Genomic DNA, 19,839 nt, shown 5'->3' with positions numbered 1-19,839 from the left:
TATGAAAAATATTTTTAAGAGTATTTCCTTCCTCCTTTTGCTTATGGCAGGCCTTTTTACCGGCTGTCAGGACAAAGAATGGAGTGAGGATTATGATATAGAATGGCCGGTTTCCGAAATTTCACAGATTTCAACAAATGAGGCCCAAATAGAAGATGTAATCACCATCACCGGCACCAATCTTGACTATGTAAATGATGTGCTGGTGGGAAATACAACTTGCGAAATAATCGAAGACGAAAGTTCAGCTTCACAACTGACCTTTAAGTTACCCAGAAGGGTTGAGAGTGGAAATGTCTCTGTGCGTAATGAATATGACAGGACATATGTTTTTGAGGAGTTTTTAAATGTTTCTTATCCTAAAACATCAGTGAATCAGTGGCCGGCAGAAATTACAGCTGGTGAAACGTTTAAGATTCAGGGGGATAATGTGGATTTGATTACATCTGTAGTGGTTGATGGTAACGAAGTTGCTATCAGAGCCGGTGATGATACAAACTCCATTACTGTTCCAACAGCAGGTATGGCACTGGAAATAGAGAGTACTATCTCTATAAGTGTTACTGCTCTCGGCGGTATTGAGGGAGCAGCCAAAACCACAGGTGTTTTGGTAGAGGAGCCCACCGATATTTATGATCCTGTTGAGCCTATTGTTTTATGGACGTTTGAAGATGGTGAACCTGTCACTGAAGCAGCTGATGCTGCTCCAGATGTTGCAGAACGCAACTATGGAGGTCTCGTTGCACCGCGCGGAGATAATTATTATTCCGTGCTAAAAACTCAAACCGGTGGATGGAGCAATTTCATGTACATTGTTAAGCAGGGGCCATTTGACTTGAGTGAGTTCCATGAACCTCATATTACTATGCTGGTCAATACCAATGGCAAACGAGGATATATTAATCCGTTTATGACTCAGGATGGTGAAATCAAAGATAACCATCTGACCAATGGCAATGCCAATGACCGGATGAAATATGGTGATAATTATGCCGTTGAAACTCAGGGATGGGAATGGCGTTCTTACCCGATTAGTAAATTGTTCCCCGACTTCGATCCTAAAGGAACATTTGAAGAAATCAGTATGCGTTTCACTTCCGGAAACGTTGGAAACGGAGATGCTCCTGAGGACTTTGAAATTCATGTAGATCAGATCATGATCACCGATGGATTGCAATTACCGGTGGTTACTGTTATGGACTTTGAAGAAAGTGCTCCTGCCTGGGAAGATGAGGGTAAAGGTTTTGCCGGAACGGTGATGCAAGCGGCTCCTACCGGAGGTTTTGCTCAATATTACAATGTGAGTGGAACTTCTCCCGGAAGCTGGACCTGGACGGGTGCGATTGCCGTGTATGAATCCATTGATCTGACAGAGGTTGTGGATCCACATCTAAGCTTCCTGGTAAATACCAATGGTAACAAAGGATTCTTTCAATTTGAGACCTATCAGGATGATGTTAAATGGGGTGGAAGTATTCCTAACACTTATGAGGTAACTACTGAAGGCTGGACGGCCATAACTCTTAGACTTTCCGATGTCTTTACCGGAAACTGGGGCGGAGACGGAGATGCTTCTGAGTTTGATCCCACGAAAGCAATGGATTATCTGAAGATTGGTTTTACTACCGGGAATATTGAAGAAGGAATGCAATATGAAGTGAATATAGATGAGGTACATATTTCTGACGGAGGTATGTGGTAATAGAAATAATAACCGGGAGAGAGAATTTTTTTCTCCCGGTTATTTTAATTTTTTGTTTATGAGTTGGATAAAGAAAATATTCCTTTTGTTTGTGTTTTTATCAGGGAGCCTTGCTTTTGCCCAAAATAGTACTGTGAGCGGTATTGTTTTTGAAGATCTTAACGAAAACGGGAAGTTAGATAGTAATGAAGTCGGAGTAGAGGGTGTTGGTGTTTCATCTTTGTCCGGTATTGTTGAAACAGACTCCCGTGGGGGATTCAAGCTTGAAATATGTAAAAATGACATTGTTTTTGTTATCAAACCTTCAGGTTATCACTTTCATCTCAATGAATATAATATACCCAAATACTTCGAACAAATATATCCCCAAGGAAGTCCCAAATCTCTAAACTATGCAGGGATAAGACCTACACTGCCAAAGGATACTCTTTTATTTCCTTTAATCCCCTCAGATACTCAAAGTGGTTTTAGGGTTAACATGGTGGCGGATCCCCAAATGCCGCGGAAACGAGAAGTCTGGTTCTTCCGTGAAACCATTATTCCCTCTCTTTTAACGGCCAACTCCGAAGTAACAATCTTTCTTGGCGATATTGCTGATAACAACCTGGATGTGTTTCCACATTTTATGGGGTCTTTAAAGGCATTAGAAAATCCGGTTTATGCAGTTTTTGGGAATCACGATGTAAATTACCGTTCTCCTGATAATTCATTAAAAGCTGAAACTTTTCGCTCCTGGTTTGGGCCTGATTATTATGCTTTCAATTATGGAAATACTCATTTTGTTGCTCTAAACACGGTCGATTACTTCGGATGGAATGATGAGTATAAAAAGAAAGGCAGCTATTTTGGTGGTATTGATTCCACCCAACTGCAATGGTTGGAGCAGGATCTTGCTTTAGTTGATGAAAATTTCCGCATTGTATTGTTGACTCACATTCCCCTGCATCCTGATTATTTTAAAAAACAGGACTTAAAAAAGATTTTCTCACTGCTTGAAGACCGAAGAGAAGTGACAATAGTTTCGGGGCACTTACATCAAAATAAATCCTGGGCTTACGGGCCGGAGCTGTATTGGAATGGAAAATCGCAACTGCGAAGTGTTATTGCAGGGTCTGCTTCAGGGTCTTGGTGGAGTGGCCCTTATGCTTCAGACAGCATCCCTCAGGCTACTTGTGTAGATGGCTCTCCTCAGGGGTTTTATCAATATGCTTTTAGGGATGATGGTTTTAATTACCGGTTTGTTCCTGCTCAAAAAAAGGAAGATTATCAATTGAGAATATCCTCTCCCCACAGGATTGTCAAGTATAACCCGGAGAAACCGCATCGTGTGGTTGTTAATGTATTCTCCGGAGATGAAAGATGTAGTGTGAAGTTTTCCATAGATGGAGGGACCTTCACGGGGATGAAGCAATTTACTGGTGTTGATCCCTTTGTTGAACGAACCCATTTTAGAAGAATTAACGGAGATAATTGGTCCCCCGGTATATCTCAAACAGACCATTTATGGGAGGGGGAATTGCCTCTTAAACTTGAGCCCGGAATTCATACAATAAAGAGCGTGGTTGGATTTCCGGATGGTAAAAAGTATTCTGCTACTACTCAGTTTGAGTTAGTTGATGATGGACAGTAAAAATGGGAAAATTTATGAAATATATATTAGGAGTGTTGATCGCGATAGTTTTGCTGTCGTCTTCATGTGAAAAAGATGATAATAAGAGTCCGCTGAATGAACTCAAGAACTTTGAAATCTTAGAATTGGATGTACCCTTTCAGATTTCAGATAATGTTGTTTCAGGTTTTGTTTCTGCAGGAACAATCCTGACAGACAGGACGATTGTTTTTGAAATTTCCGAAAAAGCTTCTCTTTTGATTGATGGAACTGAGCAAGTGTCCGGTGTTTCTAAACACGACTTTACAGATGAGGTGGAGGTCGTGGTGGTTGCTGAAAACGGTGCCAAAAAACCTTATACCATTATTGTTGGCAAAATGGCCAATGAGGAACCTGTTTCGTATGCAGGGAATGATACTGTTATCTATGTTGAAGAAGGAGTGACCAATAAGGAAGTTGTACTCGACGGCTCAGGGTCAATCGATGAAGATGGCGAAATAGTCTCTTATCGATGGGAAGAGGAGGGAGCCCAAATTTTGACCGGTATGTCGGGAGAAGTCAATCTTCCTTTAGGAAAACATACCATTACTCTAAAGGTTGAAGATAACCTTGGAGCAACACATGAGAGTCAGTTGACAATTTATGTGAGAGAAATTCAGGCCTACACCCCGTTAGACTTAGATGCATCCACCGCCACTCAAAACCTTTTGTTAAATCTTGGGAAGATTGCCAATGGTCCTGAGTTTGCTTTTGGGCAGGAATTTCCCATGTCATTTAAGCTTAATAGTCTGCGTTGGAGTCTTGAAACTTCTGATAGTAAAGAGGTAACAGGTGATCATCCTGCGGTATACGGCATTGACCCTCATTATATGCTCTATAAGTCGGAGGATCAGAAACAACTCCATATTGATGAAGCCCTTTATGCTTATCAAAATGGCGGAATCATCACTTTCGATTTTCACCAGCAAAGCCGCTACAATCACAAAATTTATATGGATGATATAACCGATGATCGTGACAAATCTTTGATGTATGATATCGTGAATGATAATGATGGAGCCCGGGATTGGTTCTTTGAAGAATTGGACCAGGTTATTGCTATGATTAATAATGATCTGGGATTCCCGGTTGTTTTCAGGTTATATCACGAAATGAATGGAGGTTGGTTTTGGTGGGGAAGTAAAGCTACCAATCACTCCAAACAATTATATATTGACTTTTTCAGATTAGCTGTTGATTATATTCGTGACCGGTCGAACCTTGTCCTTTTTGCGTGGTCTCCAAACGTTCCGTTCGATACCGATTATTATCCCGGTAATAATTACGTAGATATTGTGGGGGTTGATTACTATGAACCTTCTGCCAGTCAGTTAACTTCGGTTTTGAAACAGGTTTCTTCATTTGCTGCAGAGAATAAAAAGATTGCAGTTCTTTCTGAAACAGGGCAACGAGATAATTACATAAATAATTACCCTGACTTCTGGACCTCAACCATTCTGAAAGGGATTAAGGATGGGGCCGATGAAATTAAAATTGCCTGGGTGCTTGGATGGTTTAATGCCCCCTGGACTTCATCCCAAAGTGATTTGTTTATCCCTAATGCTGAATCACCCGCTTCTGCCAGAAATGATTTTGTTGAATTCTATCAGGATGGTACCACACTTTTTCTTCAGGAAACCCATGAAATGCAGCTTTATGAAACGCCATAACCCATTAGCTCTGGTCTTCTGTAATATATTTCTCTATTGTGGAAAAAGAAAGTAAAGCGAGATGAGATAAAGTGGTCTTATCGGGCCTATTTGTATTTTATTGAAGATTCCATAGCCTAGGGCTGATTATAATTTGGTGGATGTCCTGACAGAAAGGTTCCGCAGATGAAATATTTCTTTCCCCAGGGGCATTCCCAAATTTCTTATGCTGTTTTTTTAAATCACAGGTAGATGATTAAATACAAAGAAATGAATAGGTTTGTTATATTAGGTGTGGTGCTTTTGGTGTTTGCCATTTCCTGTCAGTCACCCGGAAATTCATCAATGATTCCCTCTGAAGGAATAGCTAAGAAGTATGAAAAACCGGTATTGAATCTGATAGATTTTTTTAATAAGAATGCTTATGACCCAGACACGGGTGTCTATTATTCCGAGATCTGTAATTCCGGGGAAAGAATGTCTCCTAAAGTTTACAATGTTGCATTAAGCAGATTAATCTATGGTCTTTCGTTTGCGAGTCGATTGGATCAATCATATATAGAAAAAGCTGAAACTGCATGTAAATTTCAATTAAGTCAACTTACATCCAGAGATTCAATAGGTGATTATTTCATCTCATACTTTGATGTTAAGGCCTCAGAGGCAGGTAGCTCAAAGAACCTTGATATCTGGCAGCAGGCTTATGGACTTTGCGGGTTGGTTGAACTATATAGAAACCAGCCAAGTGATTCACTCCTTTCTTCTATTCACCAATTTCACGACTCATTTTTAACCAGGTTTTATGATAGTGAATACGGAGGCTTCTATGGAGAGTATGATCTGAAAAGTGGCCAGGTATCCGGGAGTAAGTCTCTTCAGTCCCTGATTTACCCGGTTACTTCTTACATGGCAAACTTGTGGTTGGCTGATACCATTAACAGACCTAAATATGAGCCTTATCTAAAAGAAAATTTAGAAATAGCCTGCCAGAATGCCTGGAATGAGAATTTAGGCTGGGTAAATATGACGTTTGATAATGATTGGAAGCCATTTGCTCCGGATTCAGAAGGGGAACAACGCTTAACCGTTACTCCCGGGCACAATTTTCAATTTGCATCCTTGTTTCTGAGGACTGGGACCTGGGATTTCTTAAGTCAAAATGAAAGACAGAAATATAAGGATTTAGGGACCAAGATTCTGGACATAACCTTAGATAAACCAATTTTTCAGGGAAAAGATTTATCGCAGGGATTTTATAGTGAGGTTAGTGTTTTAAATGATGATGTGACAGATTATCGAAAGACCTGGTGGCAACATTGTGAGGCTTTAATTGCATTATCGCTGGCAAATGGGAAATATAAAAATGAAATATCTGAATTGGAAGAATTTTATTTTAATCACTTTCAGGATCAGGATAATGGGGGTGAGTTTTTCTACCTCGATAGAGAAAACCATCCACAGAAAAAAGAATTAAAAGGAAGTATTGGTAAATCGATTTATCACACGATTGAGGCGGTACGGTTTCTTAGTGAAAGAACAACCTTTTAATTGACTCCTATTGAAAATTTGAATGGCACTTAATAATCCTCTTTGAATGAAACTTTATGATAGAATCTGTTTTTCCGGGCTCCGGATGAATGGAAATTTCTTTAAATCTTTTTTGAGAATCGGACTGATGGCTGTGTTACTCGTCTTTTGGGCTTCGTGTAAAGAGGTGCTTAAACCGGGTAACCCTCCTAATATTCTTTTAATCTTAACAGATGATCAGGCTTACGGTGATTTGTCAATGAATGGGAATCCATGGGTGGAAACCCCTGTAATAGATAATCTGGCTCAGGAAGGTGCTTATGCCAGTCATTTTTATGTGAGCCCTGTTTGTGCACCTACCAGAGCGAGTTTGCTTACAGGTCGGTACCATCAAAAAACCGGTGTTTCAGGTGTGACAAGAGGTCGGGAAGATATGTCTCTCGAAGAAGAAACCATGGGTGATGTGTTTAAAACGGCAGGTTATACCACCGGAATTTTTGGCAAGTGGCATAATGGTGCGCATTATCCTTATCATCCTTTGGGCCGCGGCTTTGATGAGTTTGCAGGCTTCACTTCCGGACACTGGAGCAGTTACTTTAATACCACCATTGAGAAAAACGGAAAGCCTTTTGAAACGAAAGGTTATCTACCCGATGTTTTGACCGATGAGGCCATTCGTTTTATGCGGGATGCAGCCAATAATGGTCAACCGTTTTTGTGTTATGTCCCCTTTCAAACGCCACATACCCCTTTGCAGGTTCCGGATAAATATTTTGATAAATACAAAGCTAAAGGGCTGGATGATTTCAATGCATGCATTTATGGGATGTGTGAGAATATTGATGACAATGTTAACCGTTTATTAGTTGCCCTGGACGAGATGAAAATGACAGAAAACACTATTGTTGTTTACTTCTCAGATAATGGGCCTTTAAATTACCGGTATAATCTGGGGTTAAAAGGACGAAAAGGTCAGGTCAATGAGGGAGGAGTCAGAGTTCCTTTTATTATGAAATGGCCGCAACAGGTGAAGGGGGGCATTGTCATTGATGAGTCTTTGGCACATATAGATATTCTCCCCACTTTAGCAGATCTGGCAGGGATTGACCATGAGTTTAAGAATCGTCTGGATGGCCGGAGTTTTAAATCATTACTGGATGGCCAGGGAGCTCTCCCGGATCGGTTTCTTTTCAATGAATTTTTTGGCAAAGAGCGGGTTTTGTATGATCCTTATTTAATGGTGGGTGAGAATTTATATGATGTCAGAGAGGATCCATTGCAGAAGAAAAATCTGAAAGAAGATGCGCCTCTAGTTTACGACTCCTTAAAAACTGTTTTTGATTCATGGATGGCTGATGTAAAACCCGAGGAGTCAGGCAAAAAGTATATTCCACTTGGTTATGACGCCTATCCGGTTACTACCCTGCCGGCTCATGAAGCTCATCTGTTTCCGCCTTTTGAGGCCCGCAAAGATCGTCGTCACACAGGAATTGCATATCACAGCTTATATGGATGGGCCCACGACTGGATTGACTATTGGACTTCCACAGATGCTTATGCGGAGTGGTATATTGATGTGGTCAATTCGGGAAGATATAAAATAGAGATGGATTATGCTTTGTTGCCTGAGAATATTGGTACTGTGTTGCACCTGAGCATTGGGGATAAACATTTATCTGTTGAAGTGGATGAGGCTTTTATGCACTCTCCCCGGGAAAATCATGACCGGGTTGAACGAGAACAGGAGGCTCCTGAAACAGACTGGGGAACTTTATCACCAGGAGAAATAAGTTTGCCTGAGGGAAGGACGAGAGTTAAGATTCAGGCTCAGTTTATTCCCGGCTCTAAGACTATTGAGTTAAAGGGGCTGAGAATAATTAAACAATAGTAAACATTATTATTAAGGTAATGAAACGAGCATGAATTTTACTTGCTCGATTGGCACTTCCAGCCGTTGAGAATTGAATTAAACACACCAACTAATAAAATTACATTACCATGAAAAAAGGCATAATTTTTATTTTACTGCTGGTCTTCTCTGTTGCCGGAGTAGCTCAAAAGCAGGGATTTGCGCGTTTTATTACTGCAGAGGGGAAGTATTTAATGGATGGAGAGAATACTTACAGATTTATCTCTATGAATATTCCTAATCTGAATTACGTTGAAGATGAAATGACTTTTAATCGGGAACATCCTTATCGTTTTCCCAATGAATATGAAATAAGAGATGCTTTTGAAACAATAAAGCAAATGGGGGGTAAGGTTGTCAGGATGTACACGATTCCCGTGAAACGGTCTGATGAGCCGGAGGGCGTTCCTTCATTTGTGACGGGGCCGGGTGAGTTTGTAGAAGAGGCATTTGTGGTGAATGACATGGTTTTAAAAATTGCCAATGAGACAGGGGTGCGTGTTATTTTTTCATTCCTGAACAATTGGAAATGGATGGGCGGTGTTCCTCAATATGCCGAATTCAGAGGAAAAGGTTTTGATGATTTTTGGGTTGATGAACAGCTGATTGAAGACTTTAAGAAGACTATTGAATTTACTATCAATCGCACCAATACATTGACGGGTGTAAAATATAAAGACGATAAGGCCATTATGTGCTGGGAGACGGGAAATGAGTTGAAATCTCCATATCCCTGGGTGAAAGAAATTGCCGCTTACATTAAGGAGTTGGATTCTAATCATTTGCTAATGGATGGTTTTTATGCTGTTGATGATCAGCGTTATGTTCATCCCGAGTCTGTCGAAGATCCAAATATTGATATTCTCTCTTCACACCATTATGAACAGAATCCTTTTGACCAGTTCGAAAACATAAAAAAGAACCTGGAGATTATTGATGGAAGAAAACCTTACATTCTCGGAGAGCTTGGTTTTGAGAGTACTTCAGCACATGAACGTATTTATGATTACATAATTGCCAACGATGAAATTGCCGGAACTTTTAACTGGAGTATTCGATCTCACAGGCGTGAAGGCGGTTTTTACTGGCATTCCGAACCGGTTGGTCACAACTTGTATAAAGCTTATCATTGGCCCGGGTTCGACTCAGGGGAGCAGTACGATGAGAAAGGGCTGTTGAAGTTAATGTGGGAGAAAGCCTACGAGATTGACGGGAAGGAAAGGCCTGCCTTGCCGGTACCCAAAGCCCCCGGACTGCTTTCGGTTAACAACGTCTTCGAGATTTCCTGGCAGGGCTCTGTGGGAGCATCAGGATATAATATTGAGAGAGCAGAAAATAAAAATGGTCCGTGGGAACAGATCGCCTTTAATGTGTCAGATGCCAGGGTGCAATATTTTCCGCTTTTTAATGATGAAACGGCTGAATTGGGGAAAAGCTATTATTACCGGATAGAAGCCATTAATGCCTCCGGAGTTTCGCCAAAATCCAATATTGTAGGGCCGGTTAGGGTTTCAGAAAAAGCCCTGATTGATGAAATGGGAAATCTTATGGAATTATACATTGCCAAGGGTGTTGATTTTGACACCGAATTGGATCGAAAATTTAAAGAGGATACCGAACGCTTGGTTGGTGATAAGGGCAGCGAAGTGATTTATTTCGTTCCGGGCAATGTAAAAAAAGTCACCATTTATTCCTTTGAGCAGAATCAAAATGTGGCCTTGAAAATCGGGCAGTCAGGTGACGGAGAAGATTACCTGCCCGTCAAAATAAACATTTCCGGCAATAGAACCGGGGAGGGTGATTACGGTTATTGGGATGCCATTCAATACACCATTGATTCCATTGATAAAGGGGTTTCGTTTATTAAAATTGAATTCATGGAAAAGGCACAGATTGGCAGAACTCAAATTGTGTACAATTAACCAGTTGGAGAATTGAGTTAAATATCTATTCCTTTAGTCACGGGTGCAGGTGTGTTGGTTCTGCCCCACAGATTCTAAATGTTTAAAAAAAAATAGGAAAAATGAACGTGAGGTTGACTTTTAAAGGATTTCCCTGCTTTCTGACTATCTTTTTTGTAGCTGTTTTAGGGTGCGATAACCCTAAAAATGAGAATGGTACAAGTGATGTTAAGCCCAATATTCTCATTATCCAGGCCGACGACCTTGGATTTGGGGATTTGGTCTTACACAGGAAGAATGGGAACAACGAAATGTGCTTGGTTTAAGAGGGATGAAGGGGAATAACTGGGAGAATGGTTTCCGGTCACCTCTATTTATTCGTTGGGCCGGACAGTTTGATGCCCAAAAAGTATCAGTCCCGGTTAAAGTCGAAGACCTGTTTCCCACCTTATGCCATTTGGCTGGGATTGGCATTCCTGATTCACTTAAATTGGATGGAAACATTTTGATTGACAGGAAGGGACAAGTTCTGGCGACCGGGGAGCCGGTTTTTATTGCACATCATAATCCTTCAGGAGATTCTTCTTATACGAGTTCTAAGGATCCTTCAGGTCAGGCTGTTCCTTTTACTAAAGAATACATCTCAACATTTGGTTTCGACAGCCAGCGTCTGGCCTTAAGAAAAGATGATTATAAGTATATACGTGAATCAGGAGATGGTCAATTGTTTGATTTAGATTCAAATCCGCGGGAATTAGATGAATATGAGTTGGCTGATGATGCAATAGCCGGTAAAATGGAAAACGATTTGCAACATTGGTATCGTAATATCAGGTCCTCTGAAAAAGCCTTTACAATGCCGGTCTTTCAGATCGGTTATCAAAAAAGAAGATGGACACAAATATACGCCTGTGCCCCGTCTGCTATTTCGGAGGGTTTGATTAATAAACAACATTTCCTTGGCAATTGGGGCATGCCTGGTGATTCCGCCGTGTATGATATTAATGTTCATGCTGAAGGAGAATATGATGTTTATCTGGTTCATGAAATTGAAGACTTTCCGGAGATGCTTTTTCAACTCAGAGCAGGTGAAAATACCGTCAACTCATGGTTAACGGATTCCGGGAATCGTGATTTTGGAGTGCTTATAGAGGGTGAAAGGGCTTATTGGAACAATTTTGACTTAAAGGAGACTTTCAGAAAGAGTATTGTAAGATCGAAACTAGGTAGTCTTTTTCTTTCGGAGCATGACAAGTCTTTGGTTCTTCAACTTATTGACCGGACAGGAGAAGCAAAGAGATCCTGGGATAACCGGGTTATTGCTTTACAATTTGAATTAAAATGAAACGAGCATGATATTTTTTAAACATAAATCTCACAAGAGAATATGTTTAAAAGAATATTATGCGAGAGCGAAGCGGTTCCATTCGTTCTCAAATTTTTAATTAGTTTTTTACTATATAATTACAAAATTTTAAACGGATGAAATAAATTATGAAATTAGATATTGGTAGTACCACTGTTTTGGCAAACGGAGTTAAAATGCCTCTCCTTGGGCTTGGAGTGTTTAAGTCGGCTGACGGAGATGAAGTGCAAAATGCGATTAAGTATGCTTCCGATGCAGGCTATAGGTTAATTGATACAGCTTCTGTTTATGGTAATGAAAAGGGAGTTGGGGAAGCAATAAGTGAACTTTCCGTTCCACGGGAAGAGTTGTTTGTTACTTCCAAAGTTTGGAATAGTGATCAGGGCTATGATAAAACTTTACAGGCTTTTGATCTATCGCTTAGTAAATTGAAGCTGGATTATTTAGATATGTACCTTATTCATTGGCCCGTTAATGGGAAGTATTTGGATACCTGGAAGGCTATGGAAAAGCTTTATAAAGAGGGCAGGGTAAAGGCCATTGGGGTGAGCAATTTTCTGCAGCATCAGCTTGAAGATATTATAGATAATACCTCTGTTATTCCGATGCTGAATCAGATTGAACATCACCCCTGGCTCACCCAGCCCGATCTGGTTAGCTTTTGTGAAAGCCGCAAAATACAGGTCCAGGCCTGGGCGCCTTTGATGCAGGGAAAGATTTTTGACATTAAGCTGTTTGGTCAGCTTGCCGAAAAATATGGAAAATCACCTGCTCATATTGTTATCCGTTGGAATCTCCAGAAAGGAATTGCCGTTATTCCCAAGTCCGTCAAGCAACATCGTATTGTTGATAATGCTCAGGTTTTTTGATTTTGAGATATCGGAAGAGGATATGGCATTAATCGATGCCCAAAATCGTGATGAAAGGTTGGGCCCTGATCCTGATAATTTTGATTTTTAGCTGAGTAGGGGCAACTGAGAGAGTCAAAAGGGCAAAATTTACAAGCCGCCCAATCGAAGGGGTATTGAAATACTTCGAGATTCGGGCGGTGAAGTAAATTTTGTTCTTTTGAATAGCTGTTATTTTACGTTTTTCAGCGCCCCTAAGTAATTTTTACTGATAATGATTTCCTGTTTTAATTTTTTGGATATGAAAGATGTTTGGAGATATCACTTTGGTTTATGGCCGGTATTTTTGATTTTTGTATTGACTTTTGTGGGTTGTGCGAATAAAGAAATGCCTGAGTTATTAACTCCTAAGAATAATCACACCCTTACCAACAATACTCCCGTTCTGGCATGGAGCCCTGTGGAGTGCGACTGGCAGGAGGTGTGGATCAACGGCACAAAAATGGACTCCCTTAAATCAGATGTCAGTTCTTACGTGCCTTTTGCTTTGTCGTATGGGGAAAATGAGTGGCAGGTTGTTTCTGTAAAAGGAACTTCCCGTTTGGCGTCAGAGCCACGAAATTTTGTGGTGGAAGATAAGCCACTTGCAGAGTTGCCTGAGCAATCGCAATTATTGCGTCATGACTGGTTAGTGAAATCATCTGCACTTACCGATTTGAAAGGGAAAGAACTTTCCAAAGGACATATTCTTTCGGATGAATGGTACAAAACTTCTTTACCGGCCACTGCGCTTACGGCGTTGGTGCGCAACGGGGTTTATCCCAACCCTTACATTGGAAAGAACAATATGCATATTCCTGATGCGAATGATGATTTCAATGTTGAACATGATTTACTGAAATACAGTCATATTAAAGGCGAAAATCCATGGAAAGCCCCCTATTGGTATGTAACTTCTTTTAAGTTAAATGAGGTAGAACCAGATAAAAAAGTCTGGCTCAATTTTAATGAGTTAAATTACAGAGCAGAATTGTGGCTTAACGGGGAGTTGCTGGCGGATTCATCCGAAGTGGTTGGTATGGAGCGCCAGTTTCGGTTTGACGGGACCAACGTAATAAAGAGACAAGGTAAAAACCATCTTGCTGTGGCTGTTTTTCCGGTCGACATTCCCGGAGAACCGGGAGTCCCCCCTCTTGAGCCCTTTGGAGACCCGGGGGTAAACATGGGTGATGGCAGGATAGGAAAGAATTACACCAAGTGGGACGCCCTTGGTTGGGACTGGCAGCCGGCAGTGAGAGACAGGGATATGGGTATTACCGAAGATGTGTTTTTGTCGTTTACGGATGAGGTAGAGCTACAGGATGTTTACATCACTTCTGATCCGCATCTGCCAGAAGCTGATTATGCCGATATGGTAATCTCAGGAAAGCTGGTCAATCATTCAACTGTCGTAAAAGAGGGCACATTGTCGGGAGAGATCATTAATGAAATTGATACCACGCAGTTTAAAGTTCCTTTTGTCCTGGAAGGAGGAGAGTGTGAATATGTAAAGCTGGACAAAAATGCTTTGAAGCAATTGAGAATAAATTATCCAAAACTGTGGATGCCTGCAGGATATGGAGAGCCCCATCTGTATGAGGTAAAACTTACTGTTGCAACGAATGCCGGGGATGTGTCTGAGATCAAAGAGCTTCATGGAATTCGTGAGATAGAGTCGCGAGTGGAAGGTAGCCGCATTTTTACAATTAATGGGGAGGATATCTTCCTGAAAGGAGGTAACTGGGTTATTGATATGACGCTGAACTGGACTGCATCCCGTTATGAGGAGGAAATATTGCTTTCCCAAAATGCCAATCTCAATATTTTAAGAGTTTGGGGCCCCACTGGTGTTCCACCAAAGCGATTCTTTGAAGCGGCTGACAGGAACGGTATCCTGATTTGGCAGGATTTTCTGAACGATTATTGGGGAACATTTAAAAATACACCAGGGTATCAGCCCGAAAAGGATTTGTTTAAAAACATCTCTGCAGGAATTGTAAAAAGGTACCGCAATCACCCCGCATTGTTTATGTGGTGTGGAGGCAATGAAGGCGTGAATCCACGTGAAGATTTGTTGGTGAATGAGGTATTGGCCAATTACGATAACCGGGCAGGTCGTTTTTATCTGAAGACTTCCAATGGTCATGGTCTTCATGGTGGTGGTCCGTATCATTCTATCCGTCCGGACGAGTTTTTTACACACCCTAAGCTTCATGGTTTTAGTAGCGAGATTGGATCCAGTGGCATCCCTGTGATAGAAAGTGTGCGTAGGTTTATTCCACAATTGGGAGAGGATAAAAATCCGGAACGTTATCCTGTGGATGGCACCTGGGCATATCACGATGCTGCCAATTTTCCCGGAAAGGACTTAAGGAAATTCACAGCTCTTGATAATATCATCCGGAAGGACTATGGAGGCCTTAAAACCATGGATCAGGAGGGCGTCGAAGAGTATTTGGCTAAAGCCCAGATGCAAAACTATGCCGCCTATCAGGCCGCCATAAGTTCCATTGGCATTCAGATGTGGGACAACTCTACAGGTATGTTGTTATGGAAGTCAAATTCCAGTTGGCCCAGTCTGGTGTGGCAACTTTACGATTGGTATGAACAGACCCATGCAGGTTATTATGCAGCCAAAAAGGCTTTTGCCCCATTTAGTGTGCAGTTGAACAGAGCTACAGGGGAAGTCTTTGTGGTTAATGCAAGCCTTCGTAGTTATGAGGATGTTTCTGTAACGGCAGAGATGTATAGCGTTTCCGGAGAGGTTGTATGGGAAAAGACGAAGGATGCAAATATTCATAAATCTAAAGCCTTCAACACGAGTATTGTTATTCCTGATGAGCAGGAATTGGTTTTTGTTAAACTCAAGGTGGTTGGGGACAAAGAAGGTTTATTGGCAGATAATATTTACTGGTTGCATCCTGAAAATGATTTTAGAGCACTTTTTAAAATTAAAACCCCGGAACTGAAATCCGAATTGACTAGTGGAGACTCCCAGGGCTCCGATTACAGGGTGTCTGTCAAAAATATTGGAAAAACACCTGCTTTACTGGTTCGGCTTAAGTTGGTAAGCAAACTTTCCGGTCATGAAATTTTACCAGCATTATGGAGTGATAATTTTTCTACCATTATGCCGGGGGAGGAAAAGCAGTTTGCTGTCACCCTTCCAAAAGGTGCATGCCCCGATGCTGTTGATTTGGTCGTAAAACCTGTTAATGAGTGAGAGTCTTTTGTTCCAATCGATTCGAAATATGCTGATGGCCATCAAGCCCTGTGGTTTTTGAAATTCTGTCTTTTGAATTTTGGAAACTGTAAATCGGATAAAAAAGTATCTGGTAGATGTGTGTTTTATATTTGCTTATTTGAAGGTTTCTTGTGAATTGAAAAATTCTTTTAAAAGTATATTCAATAGAGTTCTAAGGTCTGGTACTTGATCGTAGAAAAGGATAATTGGAAGATTGAATTGACATAAAAGTATCATTAATAGCTTAAAAAGTACTTGGTTTAAGCATTAAAATCCGGTTTTTTTGTTAATTCCTAATTCCCGCATTCTGAAAGGAGGTGTCACGACTGTTTGAGTATTTCCTTACGGATTTTGGGTAATTACTATTTTTGTTTAGTTTTCGATCATGGTAGGTTGCAGATAATCACCTTGTTAATTGTTTTGAATTATGACACGGATCACTCTTTTATTTGCTCTGGGACTTGTTCTTTTTTCCTGCAAAAACAATACAAAGGATAATGAATCTCGTTCTCCTTCATCTAAACTGTTTGAACAACTAAAGGTTGTTGAGGGTAATGGTGTCCTCTTCGGACATCAGGATGATCTGGCTTACGGTGTAAACTGGGCTTATCAGGAAGACCGTTCAGATGTTAAGGAGACAGCGGGCGACTATCCTGCTTTATTCGGTTGGGAGCTTGGGGGCATTGAACTTGGTCGTCAGGTAAATCTTGATAGTGTCCCTTTTGATAAAATGCGGGAATATGTGATTAAAGGATACGAGATGGGTGCTGTTATTACTTTTAGCTGGCATCCGTTTAGCGCTCTTGATAATACCCGGAGTTCCTGGGATACAGATCAGCAAGTCGTTAAGCATATTATTCCGGGTGGTAGTCATCATGATATTTTTAAACAACATCTTGATAAAGTAGCTGCCTTTTTTCACTCATTGAAAACGAAGAATGGCAATCCGGTTCCTTTTATTTTCAGGCCTTGGCATGAGATGGATGGAGACTGGTTTTGGTGGGGGAATTCACATTGTACTTCTGATGAGTTTAAAACTCTTTTTCGTTTTACGGTTGAATATCTGAAAACTGAAAAAGGGGTTGATTTCCTGACGGCTTATTCACCGGATAATCGCTTCAGCTCAGAAGAGGAGTATCTTACCTGGTATCCGGGGGATGATGTTGTTGAAATAATTGGCGTTGACAATTATGGCGATTTCCGGGTAGGAAGTGAAAATGTTGAAGCTGCCCAAAAGAAGCTTGAAATTGTAGTTGAATACGCCCGAAAAACGAATAAGATAGCGGCTTTTACAGAGACCGGATTGAATATGGTGACCGATGATCAATGGTTTACCCAAAAACTTGCAAAATCTTTCCTGGAGAGTGAGGTGGCAAGTGAAATCGCGTACGTTATGCTTTGGAGAAATGACGATACCACCCATTTCTTTAGTGCCTATCCTGAACACAGCTCTGCTCCGGATTTTAGGAAATTCACTGACCATGAAAAAATATGGTTACTTGATGACTGGAACAGTTTTAAAGATTCGTTGAATTTGAAGAGTGAAAAATAATTTGCTATAAAAAATAGTTACATAAAAAAGTACACAATGAGCATTTTTGAAGATAGATCCGAAAAGATCAAATTAGCCCATGAGCAATTGTTGACCCAATCCAATGAGGAACTTTTTAGTACCAATGGAGTTTTTAACCGGTTTAAAAATCCGATTCTTACGCGTGATCACGTGCCTTTGCACTGGCGGTTTGATATGAATCCTGAGACCAATCCTTATTTTATGGAGCGGATTGGGTTTAATGCTGCTTTCAATGCAGGTGCCATCAAGTGGAACGGCAAATATGTATTGGTGGTGCGAACAGAGGGAAATGACAGGAAGTCGTTTTTCGCTATTGCAGAAAGCCCCAATGGAGTTGATAATTTCAAATTCAGGGATTGCCCCATTACCCTTCCTCAGACTGATGATCCGGATATCAATGTTTACGACATGCGATTAACGAAGCATGATGACGGCTATGTGTACGGTGTATTTTGTACTGAACGCAAAGATCCTGATGCCCCGGAAGGAGATACCAGTAGTGCCGTAGCTTCTGCAGGTATTGCCCGGACAAAGGATCTTATTAACTGGGAGCGTTTGCCGGACTTAATTTCTACAAGCGGACAACAGCGCAACGTAGTGTTGTTTCCTCATCTTATTGACGGAAAGTATGCTTTTTATACCCGCCCTCAGGATGGTTTCATCGACACGGGTAAAGGTGGTGGAATTGGCTTCGGACTGGCTGATGATATTGAGCATCCGGAGGTAAAGGAAGAGGTTATAGTGGATGGAAAGCGGTATCATACCATATATGAAGTGAAAAATGGCCTTGGGCCTGCTCCCATTCGCACAGATAAAGGATGGTTGCAACTGGCACATGGGGTGCGTAATACTGCCGCGGGTCTTCGTTACACGCTCTATATGTTTATGACCGACCTGGAGAAACCATGGATTGTTACGCATAAACCTGCCGGACATTTTATGGGCCCCCTTAAAGAGGAACGTGTGGGAGATGTATCTAACGTTCTGTTTGCCAATGGTTGGATTGCCGATGACGATGGTAAAGTATTTATCTATTATGCCTCATCAGATACAAGAATGCATGTGGCCACTTCGAGTATTGATCAACTAGTGGATTATTGCATGAATACTCCTCAGGATAAATTTTACAGTGCCGGATCGGTAGAGAATATTAATGAATTAATTGATAAAAACCAGGCCTTTGTATAAGGCATGACGACATAGTATGATGGGAAAAAATGATCTGTTAATCGATGACCTTAATAAGGAACTGAAGGGAATTCTGGATTTCTGGATCCGGCATACCATTGACGAGCAGTTTGGTGGCTTTGCCGGAGAAGTGGATGCCAGCGGCAATAGGGTGGCAAAGGTTGATAAAGGTCTTGTCTTGAATGCCAGGATTCTTTGGTCTTTTTCCGCCGCTTACAACCATCTGAAAGATCCCAAATACCTTGAATGGGCTCATCGCGCCTACGATTATCTGGTTAATAATTTTTGGGATCAGGAGAACGGAGGCTTGTTTTGGGCCGTTGATTATGAGGGCAAAGTGTCTGACGACCGGAAGCAGATATATGGACAGGGCTTTGGAATTTATGGCTTTTCTGAGTATTATAGAGCTACCGGAAAGAAGGAGAGTCTGGAATATGCTGCAGAGTTATTTGAGCTGATTGAGAAATACAGTTACGATGCCCGGCAAGGTGGATATCTGGAAGCCCTTTCGGTCAATTGGGAGCCCATGGAGGATATGCGCCTCAGTTTAAAGGATGCCAATAGTCCCAAAAGCATGAATACCCATCTTCACATTCTGGAACCATATTCTAATCTTTACCGTGTTTGGCCAGAGGAGGCACTCAAAGACAGAATGAAATCCCTGGTACGGGTGTTTCTCGATAAAATTCTCAATACTGAAACAGGACATTTTCACCTCTTCTTTGATATGGACTGGAGCGTTCAGAGCAATACTGTTTCTTACGGGCACGACATAGAAGGGGCCTGGTTAATTAATGAGGCTGCCGAACTGGTTGGAGATGAGGTCTTACTAAAGGAAGCGCAGCAAAAAACATTGAAAATGGTGGATGTTTTTATGAAAGAGGGGATTGCTGATGATAGCTCCGTTTGGTACGAGAAAGACCTCGATACCGGTCATTTGGATACCGACCGTCATTGGTGGGTGCAGGGAGAGGCTCTTGTGGGGCTTCTGGATGCTTACGGGCATTCCGGAAAACAGGCCTGTTTTGGGTTGTTGGTGAAAATTTGGAGTTACATCAAAAACCATGTCATTGACCATGATAAGGGCGAGTGGCACGAACTGGTGAAAGACGACGGCCTCCCATATGGCAACCAGGTCAAAGCCGGATTCTGGAAATGCCCTTACCACAATACCCGTGCACTCATTGAGTGTATACAACGGATACAAGAAGTTCATAAAGACAAAGAACTGGCTGATTAGTCCTG

13 protein-coding genes are annotated in these 19,839 nt (G+C 41.3%); all 13 read left to right on the top strand.

Features of this window, described 5'->3' with window-relative positions; genetic code table 11:
- Position 1: 1 nt before the first annotated feature.
- The 13 genes from DDZ16_RS10280 to DDZ16_RS10220 all read left to right on the top strand — a co-directional run bounded on the left by DDZ16_RS10280 (position 2) and on the right by DDZ16_RS10220 (position 19,834).
- Positions 2 to 1,702: an IPT/TIG domain-containing protein gene (locus tag DDZ16_RS10280; protein WP_109264376.1), complete on the top strand. Its 1,701-nt coding sequence runs from the start codon at positions 2 to 4 to the stop codon at positions 1,700 to 1,702.
- A 58-nt stretch (positions 1,703 to 1,760) separates the two neighbouring features.
- Positions 1,761 to 3,332: a calcineurin-like phosphoesterase family protein gene (locus DDZ16_RS10275; protein WP_158275649.1), complete on the top strand. Its 1,572-nt coding sequence runs from the start codon at positions 1,761 to 1,763 to the stop codon at positions 3,330 to 3,332.
- A 14-nt stretch (positions 3,333 to 3,346) separates the two neighbouring features.
- Positions 3,347 to 5,020, top strand: a complete 1,674-nt coding sequence (locus DDZ16_RS10270; protein WP_158275648.1) for a glycosyl hydrolase — start codon at positions 3,347 to 3,349, stop codon at positions 5,018 to 5,020.
- A 249-nt stretch (positions 5,021 to 5,269) separates the two neighbouring features.
- Positions 5,270 to 6,547: an AGE family epimerase/isomerase gene (locus tag DDZ16_RS10265; RefSeq protein ID WP_158275647.1), complete on the top strand. Its 1,278-nt coding sequence runs from the start codon at positions 5,270 to 5,272 to the stop codon at positions 6,545 to 6,547.
- 46 nt (positions 6,548 to 6,593) lie between these two features.
- Entirely contained in the window at positions 6,594 to 8,414 is a 1,821-nt protein-coding gene (locus DDZ16_RS10260) for an arylsulfatase (protein WP_109264372.1), read from the top strand.
- 110 nt (positions 8,415 to 8,524) lie between these two features.
- Positions 8,525 to 10,357, top strand: coding sequence for a glycoside hydrolase 5 family protein (locus tag DDZ16_RS10255; RefSeq protein WP_109264371.1), 1,833 nt, complete (start codon positions 8,525 to 8,527; stop codon positions 10,355 to 10,357).
- Between the two features lie 101 nt (positions 10,358 to 10,458).
- A complete protein-coding gene (locus tag DDZ16_RS10250) occupies positions 10,459 to 10,662 on the top strand; it encodes a hypothetical protein (protein WP_109264370.1) in 204 nt (67 codons plus the stop codon).
- 5 nt (positions 10,663 to 10,667) lie between these two features.
- Positions 10,668 to 11,681 carry a sulfatase-like hydrolase/transferase gene (locus tag DDZ16_RS10245; protein ID WP_109264369.1) on the top strand — a complete coding sequence of 338 codons (1,014 nt, stop codon included), beginning with the start codon at positions 10,668 to 10,670 and terminating at the stop codon, positions 11,679 to 11,681.
- A 149-nt stretch (positions 11,682 to 11,830) separates the two neighbouring features.
- On the top strand, positions 11,831 to 12,571 hold the full coding sequence (locus DDZ16_RS10240; RefSeq protein WP_317046370.1) for an aldo/keto reductase: 741 nt from the start codon (positions 11,831 to 11,833) through the stop codon (positions 12,569 to 12,571).
- Between the two features lie 280 nt (positions 12,572 to 12,851).
- Complete coding sequence (locus tag DDZ16_RS10235) at positions 12,852 to 15,812, top strand: glycoside hydrolase family 2 protein (RefSeq protein ID WP_158275646.1); 2,961 nt, start codon at positions 12,852 to 12,854, stop codon at positions 15,810 to 15,812.
- Between the two features lie 448 nt (positions 15,813 to 16,260).
- Entirely contained in the window at positions 16,261 to 17,385 is a 1,125-nt protein-coding gene (locus DDZ16_RS10230) for a glycoside hydrolase family 26 protein (protein ID WP_109264367.1), read from the top strand.
- A gap of 36 nt (positions 17,386 to 17,421) precedes the next feature.
- A complete protein-coding gene (locus DDZ16_RS10225) occupies positions 17,422 to 18,594 on the top strand; it encodes a glycoside hydrolase family 130 protein (RefSeq protein WP_109264366.1) in 1,173 nt (390 codons plus the stop codon).
- Positions 18,595 to 18,610: 16 nt separating this feature from the next.
- Positions 18,611 to 19,834, top strand: a complete 1,224-nt coding sequence (locus DDZ16_RS10220; protein WP_232526605.1) for an AGE family epimerase/isomerase — start codon at positions 18,611 to 18,613, stop codon at positions 19,832 to 19,834.
- Positions 19,835 to 19,839 lie beyond the last annotated feature (5 nt).

This window comes from Marinilabilia rubra (genome assembly GCF_003121985.1).
Lineage (GTDB): Bacteria > Bacteroidota > Bacteroidia > Bacteroidales > Marinilabiliaceae > Marinilabilia > Marinilabilia rubra.
Note: the sequence above shows the minus strand (reverse complement) of the source record. Positions and strands in the feature narration are given on the sequence as shown.

What these genes read in the sequence shown, in the direction of transcription:
- DDZ16_RS10225 (WP_109264366.1), top strand. Translation starts at nt 17,422, where the DNA reads ATGAGCATTTTTGAAGATAGATCCGAAAAGATCAAATTAGCCCATGAG.
- DDZ16_RS10270 (WP_158275648.1), top strand. Translation starts at nt 3,347, where the DNA reads ATGAAATATATATTAGGAGTGTTGATCGCGATAGTTTTGCTGTCGTCT.
- DDZ16_RS10220 (WP_232526605.1), top strand. Translation starts at nt 18,611, where the DNA reads ATGATGGGAAAAAATGATCTGTTAATCGATGACCTTAATAAGGAACTG.
- DDZ16_RS10280 (WP_109264376.1), top strand. Translation starts at nt 2, where the DNA reads ATGAAAAATATTTTTAAGAGTATTTCCTTCCTCCTTTTGCTTATGGCA.
- DDZ16_RS10235 (WP_158275646.1), top strand. Translation starts at nt 12,852, where the DNA reads ATGAAAGATGTTTGGAGATATCACTTTGGTTTATGGCCGGTATTTTTG.
- DDZ16_RS10275 (WP_158275649.1), top strand. Translation starts at nt 1,761, where the DNA reads ATGAGTTGGATAAAGAAAATATTCCTTTTGTTTGTGTTTTTATCAGGG.
- DDZ16_RS10245 (WP_109264369.1), top strand. Translation starts at nt 10,668, where the DNA reads ATGAAGGGGAATAACTGGGAGAATGGTTTCCGGTCACCTCTATTTATT.
- DDZ16_RS10230 (WP_109264367.1), top strand. Translation starts at nt 16,261, where the DNA reads ATGACACGGATCACTCTTTTATTTGCTCTGGGACTTGTTCTTTTTTCC.
- DDZ16_RS10250 (WP_109264370.1), top strand. Translation starts at nt 10,459, where the DNA reads ATGAACGTGAGGTTGACTTTTAAAGGATTTCCCTGCTTTCTGACTATC.
- DDZ16_RS10260 (WP_109264372.1), top strand. Translation starts at nt 6,594, where the DNA reads ATGAAACTTTATGATAGAATCTGTTTTTCCGGGCTCCGGATGAATGGA.
- DDZ16_RS10265 (WP_158275647.1), top strand. Translation starts at nt 5,270, where the DNA reads ATGAATAGGTTTGTTATATTAGGTGTGGTGCTTTTGGTGTTTGCCATT.
- DDZ16_RS10240 (WP_317046370.1), top strand. Translation starts at nt 11,831, where the DNA reads ATGAAATTAGATATTGGTAGTACCACTGTTTTGGCAAACGGAGTTAAA.
- DDZ16_RS10255 (WP_109264371.1), top strand. Translation starts at nt 8,525, where the DNA reads ATGAAAAAAGGCATAATTTTTATTTTACTGCTGGTCTTCTCTGTTGCC.